23 protein-coding genes are annotated in these 23,561 nt (G+C 35.8%); 9 read left to right on the top strand and 14 right to left on the bottom strand.

Going from position 1 to position 23,561, the window contains the following annotated elements:
* Nucleotides 1-52: 52 nt before the first annotated feature.
* Nucleotides 53-1,528, top strand: a complete 1,476-nt coding sequence (locus BBI01_RS21560) for a S8 family peptidase (RefSeq protein WP_065396691.1) — start codon at nt 53-55, stop codon at nt 1,526-1,528.
* 94 nt (nt 1,529-1,622) lie between these two features.
* On the opposite strand, the gene ygiD is transcribed toward BBI01_RS21560, so the two are convergent.
* On the bottom strand, nt 1,623-2,450 hold the full coding sequence (ygiD, locus tag BBI01_RS21555) for a 4,5-DOPA-extradiol-dioxygenase (protein ID WP_065396690.1): 828 nt from the start codon (nt 2,448-2,450) through the stop codon (nt 1,623-1,625).
* An 83-nt stretch (nt 2,451-2,533) separates the two neighbouring features.
* Complete coding sequence (locus BBI01_RS21550; protein ID WP_065396689.1) at nt 2,534-3,046, bottom strand: YceI family protein; 513 nt, start codon at nt 3,044-3,046, stop codon at nt 2,534-2,536.
* 344 nt (nt 3,047-3,390) lie between these two features.
* Here BBI01_RS21550 and BBI01_RS21545 point away from each other — a divergent pair, with 344 nt between their 5' ends.
* The 3 genes from BBI01_RS21545 to BBI01_RS23130 all read left to right on the top strand — a co-directional run bounded on the left by BBI01_RS21545 (nt 3,391) and on the right by BBI01_RS23130 (nt 6,805).
* Entirely contained in the window at nt 3,391-5,526 is a 2,136-nt protein-coding gene (locus tag BBI01_RS21545) for a S9 family peptidase (RefSeq protein WP_065396688.1), read from the top strand.
* Nucleotides 5,527-5,778: 252 nt separating this feature from the next.
* On the top strand, nt 5,779-6,408 hold the full coding sequence (locus BBI01_RS23135) for an LLM class flavin-dependent oxidoreductase (RefSeq protein ID WP_228394051.1): 630 nt from the start codon (nt 5,779-5,781) through the stop codon (nt 6,406-6,408).
* On the top strand, nt 6,362-6,805 hold the full coding sequence (locus BBI01_RS23130; RefSeq protein ID WP_228394050.1) for an LLM class flavin-dependent oxidoreductase: 444 nt from the start codon (nt 6,362-6,364) through the stop codon (nt 6,803-6,805). Before BBI01_RS23135 ends, BBI01_RS23130 begins: the two co-directional genes overlap by 47 nt.
* A 218-nt stretch (nt 6,806-7,023) precedes the next feature.
* Here BBI01_RS23130 and BBI01_RS21535 read toward each other — a convergent pair whose 3' ends face one another.
* The 3 genes from BBI01_RS21535 to BBI01_RS22965 are packed head-to-tail and all read right to left on the bottom strand — an operon-like array spanning nt 7,024 to nt 11,478.
* A complete protein-coding gene (locus BBI01_RS21535) occupies nt 7,024-10,059 on the bottom strand; it encodes an AAA family ATPase (protein WP_065396687.1) in 3,036 nt (1,011 codons plus the stop codon).
* A 3-nt stretch (nt 10,060-10,062) separates the two neighbouring features.
* Nucleotides 10,063-11,268: a metallophosphoesterase family protein gene (locus BBI01_RS21530; protein WP_065396686.1), complete on the bottom strand. Its 1,206-nt coding sequence runs from the start codon at nt 11,266-11,268 to the stop codon at nt 10,063-10,065.
* A 51-nt stretch (nt 11,269-11,319) separates the two neighbouring features.
* Nucleotides 11,320-11,478 carry a hypothetical protein gene (locus BBI01_RS22965; protein WP_165602286.1) on the bottom strand — a complete coding sequence of 53 codons (159 nt, stop codon included), beginning with the start codon at nt 11,476-11,478 and terminating at the stop codon, nt 11,320-11,322.
* Between the two features lie 119 nt (nt 11,479-11,597).
* On the opposite strand from BBI01_RS22965, the gene BBI01_RS21525 reads away from it, so the two are divergent.
* Together BBI01_RS21525 and BBI01_RS21520 are read left to right on the top strand one after the other, a co-directional pair.
* On the top strand, nt 11,598-11,849 hold the full coding sequence (locus tag BBI01_RS21525; protein WP_065396685.1) for a VF530 family protein: 252 nt from the start codon (nt 11,598-11,600) through the stop codon (nt 11,847-11,849).
* 213 nt (nt 11,850-12,062) lie between these two features.
* Entirely contained in the window at nt 12,063-12,563 is a 501-nt protein-coding gene (locus tag BBI01_RS21520; protein WP_065396717.1) for an FKBP-type peptidyl-prolyl cis-trans isomerase, read from the top strand.
* A gap of 134 nt (nt 12,564-12,697) precedes the next feature.
* On the opposite strand, the gene BBI01_RS21515 is transcribed toward BBI01_RS21520, so the two are convergent.
* From BBI01_RS21515 to BBI01_RS21505, 3 genes are all read right to left on the bottom strand, one after another.
* Nucleotides 12,698-13,291, bottom strand: coding sequence for a hypothetical protein (locus tag BBI01_RS21515; protein ID WP_065396684.1), 594 nt, complete (start codon nt 13,289-13,291; stop codon nt 12,698-12,700).
* 4 nt (nt 13,292-13,295) lie between these two features.
* The gene (locus BBI01_RS21510; RefSeq protein WP_065396683.1) at nt 13,296-13,673 is read right to left on the bottom strand and encodes a YchJ family protein; all 378 of its coding nucleotides are present in this window, start codon (nt 13,671-13,673) and stop codon (nt 13,296-13,298) included.
* A 157-nt stretch (nt 13,674-13,830) separates the two neighbouring features.
* Nucleotides 13,831-15,972, bottom strand: a complete 2,142-nt coding sequence (locus tag BBI01_RS21505; protein WP_065396682.1) for a M3 family metallopeptidase — start codon at nt 15,970-15,972, stop codon at nt 13,831-13,833.
* A 231-nt stretch (nt 15,973-16,203) separates the two neighbouring features.
* Between BBI01_RS21505 and BBI01_RS21500 the strand changes: the two genes are divergently transcribed.
* The gene (locus tag BBI01_RS21500; RefSeq protein ID WP_065396681.1) at nt 16,204-17,019 is read left to right on the top strand and encodes a GIN domain-containing protein; all 816 of its coding nucleotides are present in this window, start codon (nt 16,204-16,206) and stop codon (nt 17,017-17,019) included.
* A gap of 1 nt (nt 17,020) precedes the next feature.
* Here the strand turns inward: BBI01_RS21500 and BBI01_RS21495 are convergent, their stop codons facing one another.
* The 5 genes from BBI01_RS21495 to BBI01_RS21475 all read right to left on the bottom strand — a co-directional run bounded on the left by BBI01_RS21495 (nt 17,021) and on the right by BBI01_RS21475 (nt 21,469).
* Nucleotides 17,021-18,907 carry a monovalent cation:proton antiporter-2 (CPA2) family protein gene (locus BBI01_RS21495; RefSeq protein WP_065396680.1) on the bottom strand — a complete coding sequence of 629 codons (1,887 nt, stop codon included), beginning with the start codon at nt 18,905-18,907 and terminating at the stop codon, nt 17,021-17,023.
* 3 nt (nt 18,908-18,910) lie between these two features.
* Nucleotides 18,911-19,432, bottom strand: a complete 522-nt coding sequence (locus tag BBI01_RS21490; RefSeq protein WP_065396679.1) for an NAD(P)H-dependent oxidoreductase — start codon at nt 19,430-19,432, stop codon at nt 18,911-18,913.
* A 198-nt stretch (nt 19,433-19,630) separates the two neighbouring features.
* Nucleotides 19,631-20,452, bottom strand: a complete 822-nt coding sequence (locus BBI01_RS21485) for a TPM domain-containing protein (protein WP_065396678.1) — start codon at nt 20,450-20,452, stop codon at nt 19,631-19,633.
* Complete coding sequence (locus tag BBI01_RS21480; RefSeq protein WP_185114371.1) at nt 20,433-20,861, bottom strand: TPM domain-containing protein; 429 nt, start codon at nt 20,859-20,861, stop codon at nt 20,433-20,435. Before BBI01_RS21480 ends, BBI01_RS21485 begins: the two co-directional genes overlap by 20 nt.
* A 2-nt stretch (nt 20,862-20,863) precedes the next feature.
* On the bottom strand, nt 20,864-21,469 hold the full coding sequence (locus BBI01_RS21475; RefSeq protein WP_065396676.1) for a LemA family protein: 606 nt from the start codon (nt 21,467-21,469) through the stop codon (nt 20,864-20,866).
* A 75-nt stretch (nt 21,470-21,544) separates the two neighbouring features.
* Here BBI01_RS21475 and BBI01_RS21470 point away from each other — a divergent pair, with 75 nt between their 5' ends.
* Together BBI01_RS21470 and BBI01_RS21465 are read left to right on the top strand one after the other, a co-directional pair.
* Entirely contained in the window at nt 21,545-22,042 is a 498-nt protein-coding gene (locus BBI01_RS21470) for a dihydrofolate reductase (RefSeq protein WP_065396675.1), read from the top strand.
* Between the two features lie 149 nt (nt 22,043-22,191).
* Complete coding sequence (locus BBI01_RS21465; protein ID WP_065396674.1) at nt 22,192-22,761, top strand: hypothetical protein; 570 nt, start codon at nt 22,192-22,194, stop codon at nt 22,759-22,761.
* Between the two features lie 69 nt (nt 22,762-22,830).
* Here BBI01_RS21465 and BBI01_RS21460 read toward each other — a convergent pair whose 3' ends face one another.
* Nucleotides 22,831-23,463, bottom strand: coding sequence for a trimeric intracellular cation channel family protein (locus BBI01_RS21460; protein ID WP_065396673.1), 633 nt, complete (start codon nt 23,461-23,463; stop codon nt 22,831-22,833).
* Nucleotides 23,464-23,561 lie beyond the last annotated feature (98 nt).

Genomic DNA, 23,561 nt, shown 5'->3' with positions numbered 1-23,561 from the left:
TTCTAATTCCCATTAAAGTGTTATATTGTGATTCCAATCAAAATTATAACATATGAAAAAAAGTGTATTTTTCCTGGCATTATTCCTTGCCCTGAATTCCTGTACCACAGAGGAACTTCAAAATGAAAACCCTAAACTTGAGATGGTTCAGAGTGATCCGTTGACAGGGAAACAGATCAACGAGAGAATCAATCAGTCCATCAAAACAAATGGAACTTTCAACTGGAAAAATGAATCAGATCATTTTATCTGGAGTGCTGTTTTCCGCGGAAATAAAATGCTATCTATCGGGTTTGGTTCTTCCAAAGATGATTTTGACAGAAGTAAATCTCCTAATAATAAAGAAATGGAGAATGAAATTTTATCGGTAATCAGTAAATATGAAGGTCTGGAATCACCAAGGTTCCTGCTTACTTCGGATAAGTATCTTAATCAGATGGATGTAATTATCAATAATGAAGAAACACTTACAGCTCTTCGTCAAATGAAAACCATCAGATATGTAGAGCCTGCAGATTATCATTATTTTGAAAATGAAGCCCAGTTCAGTTCAAGATCTTCAAGTAGCGGATCTTCCGGATGTGGCTTTTCATCAGCAACATTAAGCGCAGTAGATTATACATCAACCACTCCAAGTGCAAAAATTCCTTGGGCATTTACAAAACATAATATTCCTGATGCATGGAGCTACAGTACAGGAGCCGGAGTAACCATCGGACTTATTGATACCGGAGTTTCATCTGAACAGACATTACTTGGAAGCAATTTTAACAATGGAGCTTCGTCAGGAAGAACAATCACTAAGGTTGGAGCTTATAATTCTGACGGTGCCGCAGATCAATGCGGGCACGGAACTAAAATGGCTTCAGTAATGGCAGCACCTAGAAATAACTCAGGATTTCCTGTAGGAGTTGCTTATAATGCAAATCTGATTGCTTACCGTGCAGCTGCAAACGTTGTATTGGAAACTTCAAGCGAACAGAACGGAGTAAAAACCGCATTTACAGAATTGGGTAATAATGCTAACGTAAAGATTATTTCAATGTCTATGGGACACATTTTCTCCGTAGGGAAAATTGAAGATGGAGTGAAATATGCTTATGCAAGAGGAAAACTGATTTTCTGTGCAGGAGGAACTTCTACCAGCTTTACGAATTTTGTAGGAGTTATTTTCCCGGCATCAATGTCGGAAACACAAGCTATTACAGGGGTTAAAGAAAATACTTCCAATCAGAAATGTAATGTTTGTCACTCAGGAAGCCAGATTGATTTTACTTTCCAGATGGAAAGATCGTCAGGAAGCACAGTTCCGGTATTGAGTTATTATAATAATCAGTCAGATTACGTAGGCGGTTCTTCAGTGGCTACAGCAGCTACAGCGGGAATTGCAGCTTTGGTATGGGCTAAAAATCCATCATGGACAAGAGAACAGGTTCTTAATAAAATGAGACAATCAGCAACCTATTATCCAAATGTAAATTCAGACTACGGCTATGGAAACATCAATGTTTTAAAAGCTGTGCAGTAAAATATAATACAAAAAAATAAGCAGGTTATCTCAGTTGAGGTAATCTGCTTTTATTTATAATGATAAACTTTATTTTCAATCCTCGACCATCATATTATCCGATTCTAACACTCGTCATACTCAACGAACCGCCAATAAGCTGATCATTGAATAAAGATAATTCTTCAGCATGGTCTTTCAGTCCCAAAGTATAAATAAGAGGAAGGTAATGATCCGGAGTAGGAATCGCATATTGTAAAGCCGTTCCTTGTTTCTGGTAATCAATAATATTTTGGAAATTACCATCCAAAAGCCAGTTGTTGGTCTTTTCACGTGCTTCCACAGCCCAATCCCAGCCGGCTCCTACGGTATTGATGTTTTTCCAGTCGATCATACGTAGATTATGAACAATATTTCCGCTGCCGATGATCAGAATTCCTTTTTCACGAAGTTTATTCAGTCTTTTAGCAAGGTCATAATGATATTGCGTAGGTTTTGTATAATCAATGCTTAGCTGGATCACAGGGATATCAGCATCAGGATACATATGCCTGATAACAGACCAGGCTCCGTGATCAAGCCCCCAGTTGTGATCTTCCTCTACATCAATTGGAAGTAAAAGTTCAGCAGTTTCTTTTGCCAGTTCAGGACTTCCGGGAGCGGGATATTGTACATCAAACAGCTCTTTCGGAAAACCGTAAAAATCATGAATGGTTTTAGGCATTTCCATTGCCGTAACAAAAGTTCCAGGAGTATACCAATGGGCAGAAATACATAAAATGGCATTCGGTTTTGGTATTTCATTGGCTGCTTTACGGAATCCCTGTACAAACTGATTTTCTTCAATAGCATTCATTGGAGAACCATGTCCCAGAAATAATACCGGCATTCTTTGCGTATTTCTGAAACTATTACTTATGTTTTGCAGGTCATTAAGATTCATAAATATTGAATATTAATAAAAAAATAAAAGGTTCAGAGCTTTTTAGTAAAAATCCCTGAACCCTCTATAAAATATGTTATCAATTAAGCTTGTTTTACAAACTGTAATTCTCCAGCGATTTTTACATCATCACTTACCATTACACCTCCAGCTTCAAGAGCCGCATTCCAGTTAAGTCCGAAATCTTTTCTGCTGATTTTTCCTTCAAAAGAGAATCCAGCTTTTGTATTTCCCCATGGGTCTACATTGATACCTCCGAAATCTACATCCAATGTTACAGGTTTAGTAATTCCGTTGATCGTAAGGTTTCCAACTACTTCATTATTTAATTTCTGAGATTCGAAAGTGATCGTTGGGTGTACTTCAGCGTTGAAGAACTCAGCAGACTTTAGGTGATTGTCTCTGTCCGTATTGTTTGTGAACACAGAATCCGTCTGGATAGTTGCTGTAGTTTTTGCATTTGCAAAGAATTCATCTTCAGATTCAATTTCAGCGTTGAAAGTTCTGAAGCTTCCTTTTACGTTTGAAATCATCATGTGTTTTACTTTGAAAGTAATTTCACTATGCGTCGGGTCTAAGATCCATTTTGTTGCCATTGTATTTTGTATTTTTTGTTATTATTAATGATGCAAATTTAGATCAGGGAACATATACAAGTCATTGATATAGGATAAGAAATACAATAATCTTATTTGAATGATAAATTTTCATATTGGTTTATCCCTTTTCAACCTTTAAATTCTCCATTAATAAAAATCCTTTCGCCTTAAAGCATACTTTTTTAAACAAAATTTGAGTTTCTGTATTTCCTGAAAAATCTACTATTAAGTTAAGAATTAATTTTAATCTATTCATTAATTCTATTTTATGAATGTTTTATTTTAACGTTTCTTAACGGATGGTTTTTATTTCTTATTTTTGATGGATTCAATTTTATACAATGAAATTACATAAATTTTCTTTATTGATGCTTGTTGTGGGCGGTTCAGTGTTTGCCCAGACGCAGAAATTTACAATGGCGGAGGCTGTAAATGGAATGAGAACGAACCTTGCCGTGAAAAATATTTCACAGTTTGCATGGTCGGCAGACGGTAAATCTTATATCCAGGCTGTAAAAGGCGGATATCTGACAACAGATTTAAAAACCAACAAACAGGATACTCTGATATCTTTGACACAACTGAACAGACAGTTCACCAGTGATAAATTGAAATCTGTACCAGCTATTAAATTTACGGGTACATCCGGATATTTCAATACATCCGGTAAAATGTTCTGGATCGAAAAATCTGGTAATGATTGGAAAGTAAAAAGCTCTGTAGCCGTAGATCAGGATGCAGCGAATGTAAAAATGTTTGGAGACGGACAGACTTTTGCGTTTACAGCAAAGAATAATTTATTTGTAAATAAAAACGGAAAAACCATTGCGGTAACCAATGATGCTAATGAAAATATCATCAATGGACAGTCTGTTCACAGAAATGAATTCGGAATTGATACAGGAGTTTTCCCAGCTCCAAATTCTGAAAGTATAGCTTTCTATAGAATGGATCAGACCATGGTAGCTGATTACCCGATCATTGACTGGTCAGTAACTCCAGCCGTTAATCATAACATTAAGTATCCAATGGCTGGGCAAGCTTCTCACCAGGTAACATTAGGAGTATTTAATATTAAAACCCAAGCAACAACTTTCCTGAAAATTGATGGCGAAAAAGATCAGTATCTGACAGCTGTTACATGGAGTCCGGATTCAAAATATATCTTTGTGGCTGTATTGAACAGAGGACAGAATCATATGAAAATGAATCAGTATGATGCGGCTACAGGAACATTGGTGAAGACTTTATTTGAAGAAACAGATAGTAAATATGTAGAACCACAACATCCGCTTACTTTCTTCCCGAACTCTAATACGGATTTTATCTGGCAAAGTCAGAGAACAGGATACAATCACTTGTTTCATTATAGTTTAGATAAAGGATTGGTTGCTCAGATTACAAAAGGAGACTGGTTGGTAACTGATATTCTTGGATTCAATGAAAAGAAAAAAGAAATTTTCTTTACTTCTACCAAAGAAACTCCTTTAGAAAAACATTTATATAAAATCAATTGGACGAATTTCAAAATGCAGAGACTTGATAATGCTGAAGGAGTTCATACCGGAGTTTTAAGCAATGATGGAAATCACTTATATGATGTGTATAGTAATGCCAATTCGCCAAGAGTTGCAAACATTATCAATACATCAAATTTAAAATCTACCAATATTCTTACTTCTGAAAATACATTAAAGAATTACCAGAGACCGGAAATTAAGAATGTAGAATTGAAAGCCGATGACGGAACTCCATTATACGGAAAGATCATTCTTCCAACAAATTTTGACCCCAACAAAAAGTACCCGACTATCGTTTATCTATATAACGGACCGCACTTACAGTTGATCACAAACAGTTTTCCTGCTTCAGGAAACCTTTGGTACGAGTATATGGCTCAGAATGGATACGTAATTTTCACTATGGACGGAAGAGGTTCTGCAAACCGCGGAATGAAGTTTGAACAGGCTGTTTTCAGAAACCTTGGAACTACAGAAATGAATGACCAGATGAAAGGAGTAGAATATCTGAAATCTCTTCCATATGTAGATGGAGAAAGAATGGGTATTCACGGATGGAGCTTTGGTGGATTCATGACGACAAGTTTCATGCTTCGTAAGCCTGATGTATTCAAAGTTGGTGTAGCAGGAGGACCGGTAATCGACTGGAATATGTACGAAATCATGTATGGAGAAAGATATATGGATACACCGCAGGAAAATCCACAAGGATATGCGGCAGCAAATCTTTTGGATAAAGTTCAGAATCTGAAAGGAAAACTATTGATGATTCACGGTGCACAGGATGATGTTGTGGTATGGCAGCATTCCATTAAGTTCATCAAATCAGCGGTTGATAATGGAGTTCAGTTGGATTACTTTGCTTATCCGGGACATCCGCATAATGTGATCGGAAAAGACAGAGTTCACCTGATGCAGAAAATCACAGATTATTTTGATCAATATCTGAAAAAATAATACTAAAATCCAGCCATTACGGTTGGATTTTTTTGTTGATGTATTGGTTGGAAATGGCAAGGACGTAAAGAAAATTTAATATGGTTTTGTTTTTAAGACGCAATTATTTTATCTCAGATAAGATCCTTACGTCCTTACGATTTCCAACATCATTAAAAATTTAGCATTCGTTAAAGCAGATTTTTCTTCTTACCACACATCAATGCATCTGACATTTTATAGCCGTATTTTTGTGTAACTAAAATCAACAATATGGAATTAGGAATAGGAATGTTCGGAGATTTGGCATTTGACCAATCAACCGGAAAATATAGAGATGCAGGAACCAAGATTCATGAAATATTGGAACAGGTAAAGTTCATGGATGAGGTGGGAATAGATGTTTTTGCGATGGGAGAACATCACCGTCCGGATTATGCTGTTTCTTCACCGGAAATAGTGTTGGCAGCGGCAGCAAGCATTACAAAAAATATAAAACTGGCAAGTGGAGTTACGGTTTTAAGTTCATCAGAGCCAGTAAAAGTATATGAGGATTTCTCAACGTTAGATTTGATCTCGAATGGTAGAGCAGAAATATTCGTGGGACGTGGAAGTTTCATTGAATCATTTCCTTTGTATGGTTATTCTTTGAATGATTATGAGCAGCTTTTTGATGAAAAATTAGAATTACTATTAAAAATTAATTCTGAAGAAAACGTAAGCTGGTCAGGGAAACTTCGTGCACCGATGCAAAATCAAACTGTTTATCCGAGAGCTAAAAATGATGGAAAACTTTCGATCTGGAGAGCGGTAGGAGGAACGCCACAAACCGGTTTTAAATGCGGCTCAATTGGGAATGCCATTAGTAGTGGCAATTATCGGAGGAATGCCAATCCAGTTTAAAAACCTGATTGAATTCTACAAACAGGAATATCAGAACGCTGGACATGATATGTCTAAAATGCAGATTGCTATTCACTCGCATACTTTTGTAAGTGATGATCAGAATGTCGTAGACGGATATTTCCACAATTATAAATCTCAGATGGATAGGATAGGGGCATCCAGAGGTTGGGCTCCTTATACTAAAATGCAGTATGATGGAGGAAGAAGTAAAGATGGCGCTTTATTCATTGGAAGTCCGGCTGAGGTAGCAGATAAAATTGCTTATATGAAAGAAATTTTTGGAATTACCAGATTTATCGGACATATGGATATTGGTGATCCCGCTCATGATATCATGATGAAATCCATTGAATTATTTGGAAAAGAAGTAAAACCTGTGGTGCAGAACCTGTAATTACAGATAGTATTTAACCACCAAAGTCACAAAAGTTTTTTTACATTTTAGTTATTTTTAAGAGACAAACTTTGCGTATAGTAAGTACACTTAAGTTTTTATGAAAATCTTTGATTTTAAACTTATGTGATCTTTATCAGCAGTATGATTGTCAGCTTACTTACATGAACTAAAGTATTTAAAAATAAAGCTTTTGTGACTTTTGTGGTTTAAAAATATTATATAACCTGAATCAAGCTTCCCCTTTCCTCATCCTTAATAATGTTAAGCGCTGTAGGAATTTTCTCTTTAAGCTCTTCCACGTGAGAAATAATTCCCACAATTCTGTTCTCTTTCATCAAATTGGTCAGTGTTTCGAATACAATATTAACAGACTCAGTGTCCTGGGTTCCGAAACCTTCATCAATAAAGAAAAAGTTTTTATCAGCCTGAGCGTTTGCCTGAACACTTTCTGCCAATGCCAGAGCAAGACTTAAAGAAACCTGAAATGCTTGTCCTCCCGAAAGAGTCTTTACACTTCTGCTTCTCCCTTCGTTGAGGTAATCGATGATTTCAAAATCATTATTTTCATTAAGCTTTAGACTTAGCTGATTCCTTGTCATTCTATGAAATCGGGTATTGGCATGATCACAAAGCTGTCTCAGATAAATAGACGAAACATACTGTACAAAGCCGGCACCTTTGAAAAGATTCATCATCAGTTTCAGGTTTTCGGAACGCTTTTGAAGTTTTACCAGCTCTTTCAAAAGGTCTTCTTTTTTCCTGTATTCCTTTTCTAATCGTTCTTTTTCAGCACTCATCGTGACTACAGAGTCATTGATTTGTTTCAATTCAATCTGTGATTCATTAAACTGTTTCTCAATGATAGAAAATTGATTGTCATCAAATGAAAGCCCTTTAAGCTTAGTTTCAAGTCCCTCAATAACTTTTTTAAACGTTTCAAAATCAATTGTAAACTGTTGGATCTTTGCCTTTGCTTCCTGAACATTTATTTTCTGAAGAAGAATATTTTCAACATCTTGAAAAACAGTGAAATTCTGTTCCTTTAAAGAAAAATTAATCGCCTCCAGATTCCCGGAAATTTCTTTTTCAATGGCTGAAATCTGCTTTTCGGATTGAGAAACAATTGCCTTTTGTTCCGCTAATTTCGGTGCCAGATCTTTTTCCTGTTGGGATGCCTTTTGATATTGCTGCTCGGTTTCATTATTAGATTGAGAAAGCTTTTCGTATAACTCTTCAATTTCAGTTACCGTTTTTTCTTTATAATCATCCCATTCAAGAATCTTCAGACTAGAACGACTGATATTGATCTGTTCCTGCTTCGTCGCTTCTTCCAGTTTAAAGGTTTCTAACGCATGTTTATATTTCTCAAGAACTTTATTTTCTTTTTCCAGAGTTTCGCGTTCCAGAGCAATACTTTTATCTGTTTCTTCAATTTTCTTTTCTACGGCAAAAGAATCCAAACGTTTTCTTTCAAAATCATCTTCGTGTTCAGGGTTGAATTGTTTCCATGTGAATTGTTGAATATGGCTTTCAATATCTTTTAGAATCTGATCTGAAACTTTCTGTTCGGAGACTAGTTGTTCACCAAATATTTTCTTTCGGTCAAGGATTTTTTCAATTTCAGTTTCCTGTTGTTGAAGTTTTTGAATTTCCAGTTCATTAGCCGTGATTTTCTCCTGAATTTCCTGTAATTCAACATTTACATCATGAAATTCTACAATATGTGGATGCTCCTGAGAACCACAAAGCGGGCAGGCTTCTCCATCATGAAGTTCACTGGCAAAGCGGGAAAGTTGTTTTTGAATCTTTAAATGATCCAGTTTTTGAGAAAGCTCCTTTTTACTGATTTCCAAAGCTTCCTTCTTAGCCTTAAAGTCAGCCTTGAAATTTTCATGGAGAGCAAAAGGTTTAAGTTCCTCGGAAATTAGCTCAATTTGCTTTTGATGTTTCTCAATTTTTTCAAGCTGATCCTTTTGTGCTTTTTTGAAATTCTTCTGTTGAATAAACCAGTTGCCAACATTTGAAAGTAATGCTGCATCAAGTTTTTGTTCCTTTAAAACATCAATATTTTTAGAAAGTTCAGTGATCTTTTTTTGAATTGCTTCCTTTTGTATTTCTACTTCAGCTACTTTTTCATACCCTTTTTGAGTTCTTTCGTTGAGAACTTTTATTTCGTCATAAAATCTAAGAATCTTTACAATAAGGTTCAGATCGTTTTCCTGTATTCTGGATTGCTCCAATGCCTTGAATTTAGGCTCCAAAGTAACCAGCTGCTCTTTTACCTTACCGAAAGCAATTTCTGTTTCCTGTACAATTTTAATCTGATCATCCTTTTCCTTTCTTTTCTCAATAATGCCTTTGGAAAGTCTGTTCTTTTCAATAATCAAAGGGTTAAAAACTCTGAAAGTACGTTCATACAATTCTGTTTGTGCTTCCAGAGCGTCCATTTTAGGCTTCTGTTCAGAAAGAAGACCGAAGTTTTCTTGGTTTTGTTTTAAACTTTCAAAATCAGTTTTTAAGTTTTTTAATTGTTGATAAGTCTGTGAAATCAGTTCAAACTTTTCGTTCGATTGGATTAATTTTTTTTGTTCCTCAGCCAAAATATCTTTCTGAAGCTGAATTTTTTCTTCACTTACTTCTTCAAAACCTCTTAACTGCCCTTCAAGCTGATCAAGCTCAGACCTGTTCTTGGCATTAAGAGTTGAAACATTATTTTGAAGATCATACTGTTGAAGGTTGAAAATTTCCTTCATCATATTGGTTCTGTCAGCAGCTCCCAGTTCAAGAAACTCTTTAAACTGTCCCTGAGGAATAATGATGGTTCTCTTAAAGTTGGAGTAGCTTAAACCAATGATCATTTCTGCATTCGAATGATCGAGAGGAATCCACTTGCCCTCAATATTTTCATAGAATGTAACTGAATAAGGCTTTACATCTTCGAACTTTTTAGAATTCCTTCTGAAATCTCTGGTGGCACGGAAAAGTTTATTTTCGTAGTTAATAAAATCAAACTCAATATAAGAGCTGTTTGATTTTAAGTTCATCATATTATATGCTCTTTTATCGCGCATATTCAAGCGTTCCGTTTCACCATATAAAGCAAATGAAATCGCCTCAAGCACTGAGGATTTTCCGGAACCTACCGCACCAAATATACCGAATAGCCCTGCATCCGTAAGGTTTTTAAAATCAATGATCTGACGTTCCTGATAAGAATACAGACCTTCTATTGTCAATTGAACTGGAATCATGGCTTAGGGATTTAAAATTTCATTAAACAACTTCATTAACTCTTCATTGGCTTCCTGACCGCCGTTTTTTGATTTAAAATAATCCTTGAACAAAGTTTCAATATTTTGATTTAAATTAATTTCATGACTCTGCTCTTCATTGAGCTCACGGTTTTTTACTTTAGGAATAAGATGAACAATTCCAGTATGGGACTGATAGATCAGCCTTCGCTCATCAGCGGTTAAAAAGGTTTCGCTTTCTAATGTTAATTCAATAAAGGTATATGGATTTTCTTTTAACCACTGAACGGTTTCTTCAACGAATGAAAACGTTTTTCTTACTAATGTTCTTCCACTTTTCAATGCTTTCTTTTCATAAGAAACTGCCTGTCCCGGTTCAGCATGGATGATAGAAACATATTTTGTCTGCCCGGCTTCACTAAAGCTATAGCATAAAGGAGAAGATGAATAAATTACAGGTTTTTCCTTTGTTCCGATATTCTGAAAGCCATGCAGGTGACCTAAAGCAGTATACTGAATCTGTTCTGGAATGCTATCCGAGTAGATAAGATCAGCATTTCCGATTTTGATGGGTTTTTCGCCTTCCGGTTCCTCCAAAATGACACTTCCTTTTTTATTCATATACAAATGAGCTGTTAACAGGTTGATTCCCGTCTCGTCACAGTATTGATCTGCAAGTTCTTTCCAGGTCTGAGAAAGTACTTTATTGATTTCTTCTTCTTTATTTTCACCAAAATACTCCTTTAAACGTATCTCGTTCGCGTAAGGTGTATGTAAAATTCTCACCGGAAAACCTATAGTATTGATGTTCATTTCTATGAAACCTTCTGATGATTTTGAAATATTGAAATGCTCGGTACTGAAAGGAGTAATTTCAGCCTTTGGATGCCCTATTAAAATAATTCCGCACTCTCTTGCCAGCGGATCAGGCGCATTGATCAGGTTCGGAGAATCGTGATTTCCCGAAATAGCAATGATAGGTAGCTTGCCATTTTGTGATAACCGTTTCAATGTTTTATAAAAGAGTTCAACGGCTTCAACGGCAGGATTAAAATTATCAAAAAGATCACCGGCAACGAGAACGAGATCTACCTGTTCTTCATCAGCGATGGCAATAATCTCCTCCATTACTGAGATTTGCTCTTCCAGTCGGGAGAAGCGATCCAGTTTTTTTCCTAAATGCCAATCGGCGGTGTGTAGAATTTTCATAAAAAGTTTATCGATATTATATAATTAAAAGCAGTCCGGCTTGATAATGAACTATTGTTCTGGATTATTATCAGCTTCTTTCGCTTTGAAATCTTCACGGATTTGTTTTAAACGTGCTTTTCTTTCTGCTTCTGCATTTTGTATTTTACGTTTTTTCTGATCGATTTTCTTTTTATTTTTTTTCCTGTTTTCGTCGTTGTTCTTGCTCATCTTTTTTGTGGCTAATAATTTTTATAGGTAAAAAATAGCCTCTTCAAAAATACTAAAGATTAAGAGTTCAGACAATTTTAGTCGGTAAGTCTGATAAAATGTTTTAATTTTACTGCGTTATGGAAGAAAAATCAAAAGATCCTTTACACGGGAAAAGACTCGATGCGATTCTTGAAGAATTGGTAGAATACTACGAAGGATTTGAGAAATTGGGTGAGCAGATCAATATAAAATGTTTTACAGATAATCCAAGTATCAGCTCGTCATTGAAATTTTTAAGAAAAACACCTTGGGCGAGGACGAAAGTGGAGAGTTTGTATCTGTTTGTATTGAGGCAGAAGAAACGTGATGAAGCCAGAAATAAAAAATAAAAAGATTTGAAATTGGAAGAGTGATGCTGGAAGTTTCTGCTAGTTCACAATATGAATCTGTTTTTTTGAATGAAAAAGAGGTGTAATTGTTCTTTATGTCTCTCATAGCTTCCTTCTTCAGGCTTCAGGTTTCCTAAACTATCAAATCATTTCAAAAATAGTATATTTGTACTATCAATCGTGAATCAAAACTCACGACAAAAAAAAGAAAATATGACAATTGAAAACAACCACGTTGTAGCTGTAAAGTATATACTTCATACAATCGAAGCAGATGGAAGTAAAGTTCTTGTAGAAGAAACAACAACAGAAAATCCACTTACATTTTTGTATGGTGTAGGAATGATGATTCCAAAATTTGAACAAAACATCCTTGGATTAAAAGCTGGAGATAAAGCTGACTTTGTAATCCAACCGGAAGAAGCTTATGGAGAAAGACAGCCAGACGCTATTGCTCAGTTACCGATTGAAATGTTCAATGAATCAGGAACTCCTCCTGTTGGAGCTATTTTACCATTATCTGATAACCAGGGAAACAACTTCCAAGGTTTTGTAGTTGAGGTAACACCAGAAGCTGTGATCGCAGACCTTAACCACCCAATGGCTGGTAAAGTTTTAGATTTCCAGGTTGAAGTTTTAAGTACGCGTCCTGCAACAGAAGAAGAATTATCTCACGGTCACGCTCACGGGATTGACGGAACTGAAGGACACTAAAAAATAATACAAATGCCCGAAAAGTCGGACATTTTTTGCAATTCTAATATTGTATAAAAAATAAACCACAGAACAAATTGTTTTCTGTGGTTTACTTTTTTATAAGGTATCTAGTTTAGTACGACGCTTGATTATTATTCTGCATCATACTCTGTCACATCAATAAACGTTAAGAACCATTTCCCTTCAATTTTTGTCATCACAAATCTGAATCCGTTGATAGGCGCTTTTTCCTTACTGTTTTCAGCAAGTGTAACAAAAACCACATTTTTAGCATTAGAATTAATCTTAAAAATTTCCTGATCTTTTACAGAATATTGTGGTAAAAACTGATCAGCATAAGCATTCACTGTATTAGAATTAAACTGAACAGATAATCCCTCTTTTTTCCACTTTAGGTTTTTTACATCATATTCATAAGTAGTATTAAACTGTATAGGAAACTGATTTCTGATATTCCATGCCTTTTGAATATAGCCTAAAGATCTAGTGAAATCAATCTCATCATTTAAAACAAATCCAAGATCACCAGTACTTTTGAAAAGGATACCAACGCCATAAGTTGGGTTTACATATTTATTCATAAGTTCTCTGTCTTTGGTTTGGAACCCTTTTAAAATATCGGTTACAGCTATAGAAACCTCCTTTTTATCTTCTTGAGTCTGTGCATAGAAAACACTGAAACTGCAAAATAAAAATAGCAGAGTGTAAATAAAATTCTTCTTCATATTATTAATCTAAAAATTCGCCTGAAACATAATACCAACGCTCATGCATCTTCTGAAAAACAGAAAACTCATGGTGGATCTGTGGATATCCGTCTTCATCAGTATAATAAGCTTTAAATTCTACATGATTTAAGGCTGGAGTCTGAATGATTTCCAATTTTGTCCATTTATTAATCTCCCCCCATTCCTGAAGGTCTTGTTTATTGTGATACTTTCGTTTTCCGGGAAGGGTAGTTTCCATCAGATATTCTCCATTCGGAATGGCAAACGCTGAAAATCTTGAACGCATTAAAGCTTCAGCAGTAGGAGTGTGCTTTTCTCCTGTATGATAAGGCTTACAGCATTCTTCGTAGGCTTTTCCTGAACAGCAGGGACAATTCATGTTTTAAATTTTGAGTTGCAAAAATAGAATAAATATCCATAGGAATAGGCTTTGGAATGTTCTAAAATAATAGAATCAGTCCATTGGCTTTAGTTAAAATTTATTTTTCAGATTTCAATCAAAAAAGAAGCACTCTTAAAAGAATGCTTCCATTATATTATTTTATAAATCCTCTGTTTCTTAATAAAGGCTTGATATCCGGATCATGTCCTGTGAAATCTCTGAATGCCTGGTTTAAGTCTACAGAATTTCCTACAGAAAGAATATATTTTCTGAAACGGTCACCGTTTTCTCTGGTTAACCCACCATTGTTTTTTATCCATTCCCATGCATCATTATCCAATGTTTCAGACCATAAATAAGCATAATATCCTGCTGAATATCCACCTCCCCAAATGTGAGCAAAATAAGGGGTATGATATCTAGGCGGAACAGTTGCTAAAGTGAATCCATGATTTGTTAAAGATTGCTTTTCGAAATCTAAAACAGGAATAAACTGTCCTTCATTAGCTACTGTATGCCAGTCCATATCTACAGCTGCTGCAGAAACCAACTCAGATGTCATATACCCTTGGTTGAAAGTAGCTGCTTTTTTGATCTTTTCTACTAAAGTTTGTGGAATAGGCTGTTTTGTTTCATAATGAACAGCGTAGTTTTTCAAAACGACAGGATCTAATGCCCAGTGCTCATTGATCTGTGAAGGGAATTCTACAAAGTCTCTAGGGACGTTAGTTCCTGATAAAGAAGGATATTTCTGGCTTGCAAACATTCCGTGGATAGAGTGTCCAAACTCATGGAAGATTGTTGAAACATCATCAAAACTAATTAATGAAGGTTTTCCAGGAGCTGGTTTCTGATAATTATAGCAGTTAACAATCACAGGTTTTGTTCCCATTAAGTAAGACTGCTCAACGAAGTTGCTCATCCAGGCTCCTCCGTTTTTAGAGTCTCTGGTATAGAAATCTAGGTAATAGATCGCGATAGACTTTCCGTCATGATCAAAAACTTCATACGTAACTACATCAGGATGATAAACAGGAAGATCAGTTCTCTTTTTGAATGTTAAACCATAGAATTTTTCAGCAGCAAAGAATACTCCTTTTTCTAGAACAGTAGTAATCTCAAAATAAGGTTTTATTTCACTTTCATCAAGATCATACTTAGCTTTTCTTACCTGTTCAGCATAGAAATTCCAGTCCCAAGGCTCTACCTTGAAACCTCCTTTTTGCTGATCAATAAGATCCTGAATATCTTTTGCTTCACGTTTTGCTGTTTCCACTGCTGGAGTAGCAATCTGATTCATTAGTTTAATAGCTGCTTCAGGAGTTTTTGCCATTTGATCCTGAAGTTTCCATTCTGCAAAATTCTTTTTACCTAAAGTCTGAGCTTTTTTCAGTCTAAGCTTAGCCAGTTTCTCGATAGTTTCTCTAGTGTCATTAGCATCACCTTTTTCAGCTCTTGTCCATGAAGCTTTAAATAGTTTCTCTCTGGTTGCTCTGTTTTTAAGGTTTTGTAAAAGAGGTTGTTGTGTTGTGTTTTGTAGGGCAAGAAGATATTTTCCCGGTTGTCCTGCTGTTTTTGCATCAGCCGCAGCCGCTGCGATTTCATCAGCAGAAAGTCCGTCTAGTTCCTTTGCATCAGAAAAGAATACACCTCCTTGTTTTCTAGCTTCCAATAGTTTGTTGGCATATTGAGTAGAAAGAGAAGCAAGCTCCTGATTGATCTGCTTTAATTTTTCTTTGTCTGCTGCGGAAAGATTAGCTCCTGCAATCTCAAAGTTTTGTTTATAATATTGTACCAGTCTTTTGCTTTCAGAATCTAACCCGTCTTCTTTGATTGATTTGATTCTTTTATAAAGATTTTCATTCAGGAAGATCTTATCAGAATGTGCTGCAAAAATAGGAGCATACTCTTCATCTAAAGCCTGTAAAGTAGGGTTGGTGTTTGCACTTGTAAGATTAGAAAAAACAATTTGTGCTCTTCTCAGAACTTCACCGCTTTTTTCCAATGCAACAATCGTATTCTCAAAAGTAGGGCTTGCCGGATTATTGGCAATTTTCTCAACTTCAGCCGCATGTTGTTTTAAACCAAATTCAAAAGCAGGTTTGAAATGTTCGTTTTTAATTTTATCAAACTCAGGAGCTTCATATTGAAGTTTACTCTTCTTCATGAAAGGATTTGATGATAAAGATGGATCAGGAGCAGGAAGTTCCTGTTGAGTATCGGTCTGTTTCATTGTAGTACAAGATTGATTGAACGCCAAGGCAGAAATTAATAATACCGATGAAATATTCTTCATAAATATAATTGTTATTAAAGTATAAAGATATTAAAAACTTACTTCACAGGAGATGTTTCACTTCATGTATTTAAAAAGGAGTTTAAACAATGCGTGAATAAATGATTTAAACCTTACGTTTTCATTAGATTACATAGAAACCTGCTATTTTCTGATACTAATGTAATATTTTTCATAATTTAGTTGTTATTAAATTATATATCCAAAAAATAATCTATAAAAGAAATAAACATGAAAAAAAGAACTCTTTTTATTTTTTCAGCCTTAGTGTTATTAGCCTCATGTAATGAAAAGCATGAGAAAAATAACAAAGAAAAAAATGGGTGGGTAGAGAAGGTCATCAATAAGGAAGCAGGACCGATTCAGCAGAAAGAATTTAATGGTGATTTTGATGAAATCCAGGTTTCCCAAGCTATTGAAGCTGAAATTATCAAATCTGATGTTGAAAAAGTAGTGCTTTCAGCGCCTCAAAATATTATCGATGAGATACTTGTGGAAAATAGTGGCGGAAAACTTCATATTCACTACAAATCAGGGATCAGAGTGATGAATATTAATAAGGTGACAGCAAAAATCTATACAAAAGACTTTACAAAACTAGTTGCTGAATCAGCTGCAAGTATCAATGTAAAAGATAAATTTACTCAGGAAAAGACAAGCATTGAAGTATCAAGTGCCGGAAGTGTTTCAGGAAATCTTGAAGCGAATGATTTTAATATCAGCGCAGACAGCAGCAGTAACTTCAGTGGAAAAATATGGGCTGTAAATCTTGATATTGATTCTTCATCAGGATCAAGCATTGATATCTCCGGAAAAGCAAAACATGCAGACATCAGCTCTTCTTCCGGAAGTAGTATTTCAGCGAAAGAAGTTGTCGTAGACAATGTAGAAGCAGAAGCATCCAGTGGAGCAAGCATTCAGATCAGTGCAGTAACTTCTGTTAAAGCAGAAGCCTCTTCAGGGGGAAGTGTAGACATTTCCAGAAAAGGAGATCTTAAAAACATCACTAAGGATGAAAGCAGTGGTGGAAGTATAAATATCCAATAAATCAATCCTGGGACTCTTCCTCATCTTCTTCCTCAGTAGGTGAGGAGTCTTCCCAGTTTTTATGATCAAAATTCAGATTGTCATAAGCTAATAATTCCTCCTCACGCTGGAGGATTTCTTTTGTACTGAATAAAGCAATATCCTGATCTTCTGTCATTTTTGCAAGCTTTCTGACAGAGGCTTTATCAATCGCCATAAATCTTTGCCCAAGACGTCTTGCTGCATATTTTCTCATGCCTGTCTCATGAAGTACATCCACAGCCATATCTACAGCAGTCCCTAATGTTTCCCGATAAATGTGATTAATCCCGTTGTTGAGGTATTCATAAGCGTCAATTCTATTTTTTGCCCTTACAAATATTTTTACTTTAGGATAGTGTTCACGCACAAGTTCAGCGATAAACATATTGTCATCAGAATCATCAAGGCATAACACTAAAATTTCAGCCTCTTCAATTCCGGCAGCTCTTAAAATAGGAATTCTTGTAGCATCGCCATAGTATACTTTGAAACCATAACTTCTTAAAAGCTTTACACGGTCAGAATCTCTGTCCAGAACCGTTGCTGAGATTTTATTTGCCTTTAAAAGACGTCCAACCGTACTTCCAAAATGTCCAAAACCTACAATGATGATTTTCTTTTGGCTCACATCACTGTCCAGTATATTGAAATCATGTTCCTCTTCAGGGATTTCTTTAATAAATTTAGGGGTGATGAATCTATCATTAACAATAAGAAGAATAGGAGTAATACACATGGTGATTGCGGTTACAGCCATTAACTGGGCATTGAGTTCGGGACCTAGAAGATAAAGATCTGAGGCATAATTAATAAGTACAAAAGCAAATTCCCCCACCTGAGATAAGGCAAAAGCATAGAAAAGACTTTGTGGAGTATCTATTCTGAAAAACTTCCCAATAGAATATAAAACAATAAATTTTACAAGCAGTACGGCAAGCACGGTACTGAATATAAATAGTGGATCTTTCTGAATAATATTAAAATTGATCGTAGAACCTACGCTCACGAAGAAAACAGCAAGCAAAAGTCCTTTAAAAGGATTGATTTGTGCTTCAAGTTCATGTCTAAATTCACTGTTGGCAAGCATTACACCGGCTAAGAATGCTCCCAACGCAGGAGAAAGCCCAATGACCACCATCAGTTCGGATACACCGATAACCAGAAATAGAGAAGAGGCGGTTAAGAGTTCTGCCATCCCGGATTTTGAAACATATCTTAAAAAGGGAACAAATACATATCTTCCCAATAATATTAATAATGCCACCCCGAAAATTACCGTTCCTGCCTGAAGCCATTCCGGAAGTTTCTGGATCAGGATTTGAATTTCATTATCATGATGTTTTGCCTTATAATTAGCAATAATAGGAAGTATTGCTAAAATAGGAATCACTGAAATATCCTGAAATAACAGCGTGGAAAATGAAGCTTCTCCAGCTGTTGTTTTAAAATTATTCTTTTCCTGTAAAGTTTGCAGCACGATAGCCGTAGAAGAAAGAGCAAAACACATCGCTACAGCAATCGCCTTATCTACTCTCCAGCCTACACCAATAAATACCAGAAAAAGAAGTAAAATGGTAAGCAGCATTTGTGTAAGGCCCAAACCCATTATTTTCTTCCGCATTTCCCAGAACTTTCTTGGCTCCAGTTCCAGACCTACAATGAATAAAAGCATAATCACTCCAAATTCACTGGCGTGCATAATATCATTCACATTATTCCCGGTAAGCCTGAGGACATACGGACCAATGATAATTCCTCCTAAGATATAACCGATTACAGAACTCAACCCCAATTTTCTCGCTAATGGAACCATAATAATGGCTACACCGAGAAAAAGTAACGTGTTCATCGCTAAGCTAGACTCCATATGTTATTGATTGAGTAGTTCTGTAAACTCTTTTTTATGTAAAATAATTTCTTTTTTAGACAATTTATTAGCTTCGTAAACGATCTTGATGTGCTTGATATCTGCTTTGAAAACTTTCAATGATACAATCAGCCCGCTGATCAGTTCATCCACCGAATATTGATAGGTTCCTTCTTTGCTGAAAGATCTTTCTTTTCCGCCTGTGGTTATCAGAATATAAACTTCTTTATTCTCCAAAGGATTGTATTTTCCAGGTTGTAGCCAATCACGGTCAAAAACTTCATCGATCCATAATCTTAATAAAGGGGGCATTCCAAACCATATTAAGGGGAACTGAAAAATAAACCGGTCATAATTGGCTAAGCGTTTCCTTTCTCTGAAGGCAGCGATATGAAAATCAGGATATTCTTCATAAAGATCACGTAAGGTATAATGCTGATGGCGAACGTAGAAATTGATGAGCTCTACGTTCGAATTGGAGTGCTCCAGGTAAGGGTGTGCAAATACTACGAGTGTCTTCTTCATAATCCTGTTTTCAGTAAATATACTGAAAAAATATTGAATAAAAGGTAGTTTTTATGTTGATTTATTAATTTTTTAATATGTGAAAGTCAATTTAATATTAATTAAAATCAAAGAAATGATGTTATTTTAGGTTTTTAAATAAAAAATCAGGTCATTGAGACCTGATCTGTTTTATATATCATATAAATTCTTGTAAGATTACCATCCTCCGGAAGCACCCCCGCCACCGAAGCTTCCTCCGCCGCCAAAGCCACCGAATCCACCTCCGCCGCCACCGGAACTTCCACCACCAAAGCCGCCACCTCCGAATCCGCCAGGGAATGGGAAGAAACCGCCAGGATAATTTCTGCGTCCTCTTCGAGTAATGATTACATCATCATCGTCATCATAATTTCCGCCTCCGCCACGTCCGCCTCCACGGTTACCAAAGAGTATGGCAATAATGATAAAGATAACAAAGGCAATAATAAGAACTTTAAGGGCACTGCCATCACCTGAAGGGGATGTTGTAGGAGCAGGTTTGAATTTGCCCTGAACAGCTTCCATAATGGCTGAGGTACCACGATTGATCCCATCATACCAAAGTCCTTTTTTGAAATTAGGGGTAACAATATAGTCCAGAATCTGTCCTGCTACGGATGCTGTAAGGTATTGTTCTACAGCTCGTCCCTGCTGTATAGACATGGTTCTGTCTTCAGTTGCGATCAGGAATACAACTCCATTATCGACACCTTTTTTTCCTATTTTCCATTTTTCACCAAACATTGTCGCCAGAAAATTGACATCTTCGCCTTTGGTAGACTTGATGATTACCACTTCTATTTCCGTTGAGGTGGAATCTGCAAACTTGATCAGTTTATTGTTCAGTTCATCTTTCTCCTGCTGGGAGAGAAGTCCTGCTTCATCAAATACAGGATATAGAATTGCCGGTTTTTCAGGAACAGTGTATTGTGCTGATACAAAAGTGTAAAAGCAAAGCAGTAAAAATGAAAATACTATTTTAAGAGAACGTAATTTCATTCGGAAGTTGGTTTGGATTTTCTCCTTCTACAGGAAAATATTTTTTAAGCTCTATGCCGGTTTCCAGAATAGCACTTTTTAAAGCACTGTAATAATTTCCTTTGGCAAATTCACCAGTGATATAATCATGCAGATGATCCCAATAAGACTGATTTACTTTTGCATGAATGCCCACATCTCCAATGATGGTAAGATATTTCTGTTCAAAATTGACATGAAAAAGTACAGCATTTCTATCAGTAGTTTTATCCATACACAGTTCTTTGAAAACCTCGAATGCAGTCTTTGCGTCACGGTTTTCCGTATTAGAATCAATATGAACTCTAATTTCGCCTGTAGAATGGTCTTCTGCTGACTGAATCGCTTCCACAAGGGAAGCGATCTGTTGATTTGTAAGGAAATTACCCATTATTATTTGAATACTTCAGGAGCTTTTTGTGCGCCTGCATCAGCTTTGAAATAAGGTTTTTCTTTGAAGTTCGTGAAATTCGCCAGAATGTTATTCGGGAAAGTCTTGATAGAAGTGTTGTAATCCTTCGCTGCATCGTTGTAATAAACAGTTTCAGTTCTGATACTGTTTTCAATAGCAGTATATTCTCTTTGGAAGTTAATATATTGCTGGTCAGCTTTTAAATTAGGATAAGACTCTACCACAGCCATCAATCTGCTTAATGCCCCGGATAATTCGCCCTGTGCAGCCTGGAACTTAGCAATATCAGCTTCAGTCATATTGGTAGGATCAATGTTAATAGAAGTCGCTTTAGAACGTGCTTCCACTACTTGCGTTAACGTTTCCTGCTCAAATTTTGAATACGATTTTACTGTTCTTTCCAGGTTAGGAATAAGATTCGCTCTTTTCTGATATACAGTCTCTACATTAGACCATTTTGCGTTCACGGTCTGTTCTTTGTCTACAAAGCTGTTATATCCGCTTCTTCCCCAAAAGAATAAGACTGCAACAATAATAAGGAGGGCTATACCAATAGTTCCGGCGCCCAGACATCCTTTATTTTTCATAGTTTATTTTTTTTAATTTTTTGTGCTAATCAAATATACAAATTATGTGCTAATTTTGTAGAAAATTATATTTGAATGACAACAATAGTGGTGGCAATGGGAGAGAAAAATGAAATTGGTTTTGAAAACCAGTTGCTTTGGCATCTTCCGAAAGATTTAAAACATTTTAAGGACCTTACTTCAGGGCATCCGATCATTATGGGACGAAAGACTTACGAGAGTATCGGGAAGCCACTTCCTAACCGTACCAATATTGTTGTTTCAAGAAAAAAAGATTGGTTTGAGGAAGGAATTCTTATTGTGGGAAGTCTTAAAGAAGCTTTAAAGTTTGCCAAAAAAATAGATGAGGAAGTTTTCGTTATCGGAGGTGGAAATATCTATGAGCAAACAATGGATCTTGTGGATAAATTAGAGGTTACTCTTGTGAAAGCTGATCTTGAAGCGGATACATTCTTTCCAAAAATCGATGGGAAAATCTGGAAAAAAACGAATGAGGTCTGCCATGAAAAAGATGAAAAGAACGGGTATGATTTCTGTTTTCAGACGTTTGAAAGGATCAAAAAAGAATCATAAGGAACAAACGTCAATTTTTGCTTTGCAAAGTGAATTGTGAATAGCTGTCATATATAATAATTAATAAGTATAGCGAATTGACCATTCACCATTGACTTTTTGAACTTTAACCTTTAAATTTATTATCTTTGCACTTCTAAAATTTAATAATGAATAAGAACATTAAAATTGCAGTAGCAGCACTTCTTATCCTTCTGGGACTTTACATGATGATTTTCACAAGAAATCTTGGATGGGGGATTGTTGTTTTTCTTCTTGCCGCATTTCCAATCTTACTTTACTTTAAAAATGAGTATATCCTTTTGGCTTTCTGGCAATTGAGAAAACAGAATATGGAGAAAGCTGCGGAATGGTTAACCAAAATCACTGACTATAAAGGACAACTTCATAAAACTCAATACGGATATTTCCACTATTTATTAGGATTAACTCAAGCTCAGGATCACCCAACAAAGGTAGAGCCTCTAATGAAAAAAGCTTTGGAATACGGATTAAATATGAAGCATGACAGAGCAATGGCAACTTTAAATCTTGCAGCAGCAGCTATTTCTAAAGGAAGAAAACAAGATGGACAAAGGCTGTTGGAGGAAGCAAAAAGATTAGATACAGCAGGTATGATGACTGATCAGATCAAAATGATGAAAGATCAACTGAAAATGCCAACGATGCAAAAGCATATGCACAATCCTAATATGAGAAATAGAGGGAAATTCTTCTAGCAAGAAACTACAGATAAAACAAAAAGCACCTGATTCAGGTGCTTTTTTTATGTCGATTACTATTATAATTTACATTTCCGAATTATGGTCATAACCATAAAACTTAGGCATCTGCCAATGGTATTTCACTGCAAGTGTTCTGATTGCTACAATCAACAAAATGGTAAAGATCTGTACAAAGGTATAGGAAAGAGGAGAGTACTTGGTCATTAATAAAAATGCTGCACCTCCTACAATACATGCCGTGGCATAAATTTCTTTTCTAAAGATCAATGGAATTCTATTCAATAATATATCCCTGATAATACCTCCGAAACAACCTGTAATTGTTCCCAATCCGATACAAATCAATGGATGAATTCCAACATTTAACCCTTTCTGAATTCCGATAATGGTAAACAATCCAAGCCCAAAGCTGTCGAAGATAAATAAGGTAACCTTAAAATTCTTTTCAAGCGATTTGAATACCATGGAAAAAACACTGGTAACAATGATCAGGGCACACATCAGAAGATCATGCATCCAAAATACAGGAATATCAAGTAAGAGATCCCTTACAGTTCCTCCGCCCACGGAAGTTACAAAGGCTATAATAAGTACGCCAAAAGGATCAAGCCGTTTCTGCATTGCTGCAAAACTTCCTGACATGGAAAACGCAATGGTTCCCAGTACTTCTATGGCAAAATTGAACTGTTCGTGCATATATTATATAGGTAATGAATAATGAGCAATCAGTAATAAAAATTATGCCATTTCAAGTTGGTTATAGTCTTTATTAAGGTTTTTACATTCTTAGTTTA

It is taken from the genome of Chryseobacterium artocarpi (assembly GCF_001684975.1).
Taxonomy (GTDB): Bacteria; Bacteroidota; Bacteroidia; order Flavobacteriales; family Weeksellaceae; genus Chryseobacterium; species Chryseobacterium artocarpi.
Note: the sequence above shows the minus strand (reverse complement) of the source record. Positions and strands in the feature narration are given on the sequence as shown.

Bases quoted from the DNA above. Each gene is read 5' to 3' on its own strand.
- BBI01_RS21560 (WP_065396691.1), top strand. From the start codon at position 53: ATGAAAAAAAGTGTATTTTTCCTGGCATTATTCCTTGCCCTGAATTCC.
- ygiD (WP_065396690.1), bottom strand. From the start codon at position 2,450: ATGAATCTTAATGACCTGCAAAACATAAGTAATAGTTTCAGAAATACG.
- BBI01_RS21550 (WP_065396689.1), bottom strand. From the start codon at position 3,046: ATGGCAACAAAATGGATCTTAGACCCGACGCATAGTGAAATTACTTTC.
- BBI01_RS21545 (WP_065396688.1), top strand. From the start codon at position 3,391: ATGAAATTACATAAATTTTCTTTATTGATGCTTGTTGTGGGCGGTTCA.
- BBI01_RS23135 (WP_228394051.1), top strand. From the start codon at position 5,779: ATGGAATTAGGAATAGGAATGTTCGGAGATTTGGCATTTGACCAATCA.
- BBI01_RS23130 (WP_228394050.1), top strand. From the start codon at position 6,362: ATGCCATTAGTAGTGGCAATTATCGGAGGAATGCCAATCCAGTTTAAA.
- BBI01_RS21535 (WP_065396687.1), bottom strand. From the start codon at position 10,059: ATGATTCCAGTTCAATTGACAATAGAAGGTCTGTATTCTTATCAGGAA.
- BBI01_RS21530 (WP_065396686.1), bottom strand. From the start codon at position 11,268: ATGAAAATTCTACACACCGCCGATTGGCATTTAGGAAAAAAACTGGAT.
- BBI01_RS22965 (WP_165602286.1), bottom strand. From the start codon at position 11,478: ATGAGCAAGAACAACGACGAAAACAGGAAAAAAAATAAAAAGAAAATC.
- BBI01_RS21525 (WP_065396685.1), top strand. From the start codon at position 11,598: ATGGAAGAAAAATCAAAAGATCCTTTACACGGGAAAAGACTCGATGCG.
- BBI01_RS21520 (WP_065396717.1), top strand. From the start codon at position 12,063: ATGACAATTGAAAACAACCACGTTGTAGCTGTAAAGTATATACTTCAT.
- BBI01_RS21515 (WP_065396684.1), bottom strand. From the start codon at position 13,291: ATGAAGAAGAATTTTATTTACACTCTGCTATTTTTATTTTGCAGTTTC.
- BBI01_RS21510 (WP_065396683.1), bottom strand. From the start codon at position 13,673: ATGAATTGTCCCTGCTGTTCAGGAAAAGCCTACGAAGAATGCTGTAAG.
- BBI01_RS21505 (WP_065396682.1), bottom strand. From the start codon at position 15,972: ATGAAGAATATTTCATCGGTATTATTAATTTCTGCCTTGGCGTTCAAT.
- BBI01_RS21500 (WP_065396681.1), top strand. From the start codon at position 16,204: ATGAAAAAAAGAACTCTTTTTATTTTTTCAGCCTTAGTGTTATTAGCC.
- BBI01_RS21495 (WP_065396680.1), bottom strand. From the start codon at position 18,907: ATGGAGTCTAGCTTAGCGATGAACACGTTACTTTTTCTCGGTGTAGCC.
- BBI01_RS21490 (WP_065396679.1), bottom strand. From the start codon at position 19,432: ATGAAGAAGACACTCGTAGTATTTGCACACCCTTACCTGGAGCACTCC.
- BBI01_RS21485 (WP_065396678.1), bottom strand. From the start codon at position 20,452: ATGAAATTACGTTCTCTTAAAATAGTATTTTCATTTTTACTGCTTTGC.
- BBI01_RS21480 (WP_185114371.1), bottom strand. From the start codon at position 20,861: ATGGGTAATTTCCTTACAAATCAACAGATCGCTTCCCTTGTGGAAGCG.
- BBI01_RS21475 (WP_065396676.1), bottom strand. From the start codon at position 21,469: ATGAAAAATAAAGGATGTCTGGGCGCCGGAACTATTGGTATAGCCCTC.
- BBI01_RS21470 (WP_065396675.1), top strand. From the start codon at position 21,545: ATGACAACAATAGTGGTGGCAATGGGAGAGAAAAATGAAATTGGTTTT.
- BBI01_RS21465 (WP_065396674.1), top strand. From the start codon at position 22,192: ATGAATAAGAACATTAAAATTGCAGTAGCAGCACTTCTTATCCTTCTG.
- BBI01_RS21460 (WP_065396673.1), bottom strand. From the start codon at position 23,463: ATGCACGAACAGTTCAATTTTGCCATAGAAGTACTGGGAACCATTGCG.